Source organism: Bacillus sp. FJAT-47783 (assembly GCF_022808615.1).
GTDB lineage: Bacteria > Bacillota > Bacilli > Bacillales > Aeribacillaceae > Bacillus_BZ.
This window is the reverse complement of record NZ_JAKZKS010000068.1, coordinates 1-1,206: the sequence shown is the minus strand read 5'-3', so window position 1 is coordinate 1,206 and position 1,206 is coordinate 1. Positions and strand designations below refer to the sequence as shown.

General features: G+C 40.3%; 2 protein-coding genes. One reads left to right on the top strand and one right to left on the bottom strand.

What is annotated here, in order from left to right; translation table 11 throughout:
* Positions 1-413, top strand: a 413-nt coding sequence (locus MLD65_RS17970) for an IS630 family transposase (protein ID WP_243293186.1), incomplete at its 5' end; no start/stop codon positions are given.
* A gap of 250 nt (positions 414-663) precedes the next feature.
* Here the strand turns inward: MLD65_RS17970 and MLD65_RS17965 are convergent.
* Positions 664-1,206: DUF6431 domain-containing protein (locus MLD65_RS17965; RefSeq protein WP_243293185.1), on the bottom strand; the 543-nt coding region annotated here is incomplete at its 5' end.

Genomic DNA, 1,206 nt, shown 5'->3' with positions numbered 1-1,206 from the left:
TGGCTACTGTTGATTACGTGACTGGTGAAATCGTATGGCAGGAAGAAGAGCAATACACGGCGGAAGAATTCCTTTCCTTTCTTAAAAAAGTAACGAAGGCATATCCGACTGGAAACATTGTGATGATTTTGGACAACGCGCGGATCCACCATGCAAAATTACTTGAACCCTTCCTAAAGGAGATGAAAGGTAGGCTGAAATTTGTATTTTTGCCTCCTTACAGCCCTCAACTTAATGTTGTCGAGGGTCTTTGGAAATGGCTGAAATCTGACGTCATCAACAATGTTTTCTATCATACGACGGCTGAGATTCGGAAGAACGTCCATGCCTTTATGGAGAATTTAAATCCCATTAAAGTCATTGACCGCCTCTGTGTAAGGATGGAGTCAAATGCCATTCAGGAATTTCTTTAGTTCAACTTATATAGTTCTTGAAAATACTCCTTTGGTTTTACTTGTCCATTCAATAATGGGGCAATTAATCCATATCGGAATAAAGCTACTTGTTGGCGTTGATTTTCATTCATTCAAATGCTCCTCCTTCTTAAAGTAGAAGGACAACCGGTTATCCTGTTTCTTATTCTACTGTCTCTCATCTCAAATGACGATGAAAAAGGTATGTGGGATGAATAAAACAGGCGTGGTAAACTTGAACACTACTGAATTAATGAGCCAAAAAGTAGGAGGATAAGTGTCCCCAACTTGTTCGGAGAAAACGAGATGCGCCCACATCCTGAATCAAAGAAATGTACCTGATCGCTTCTTGGAATGCATCATTTATACGTCCACCCACCTTTCCTAAGCCAACGAAATACGTATGGACCCAATTGAGTTTTTGGAGAAATCGCTGGAGGTGGAAGCGTAATAGCTGGCGACTTCTGTTAACTCTTTTATCTACCAGAAATTGATGAATACGATCTAAAATAGTTTGAATCGTGTGTTGAAAGTAGGGGATGAGAAAATCTGGCAGGATGGAAATGTTGATTCCACAGTTTAAGCATTTCAAACGACAGATAGGAATTCTCACTTCCATCTCTTCTGAAATGCCATTTCGAAAGTAATACCCATTCCGATGAAGGTTGCCTGGTCCGTGACACTGGCATTTTGGACAAGTATCAAGCACAGGAAAGGCATTCATCTTTCCTCTTTTTGCGTATTCTTTTAAACCGATGCCAAAATCATAGGAAATGATCACGTTCAACACTCC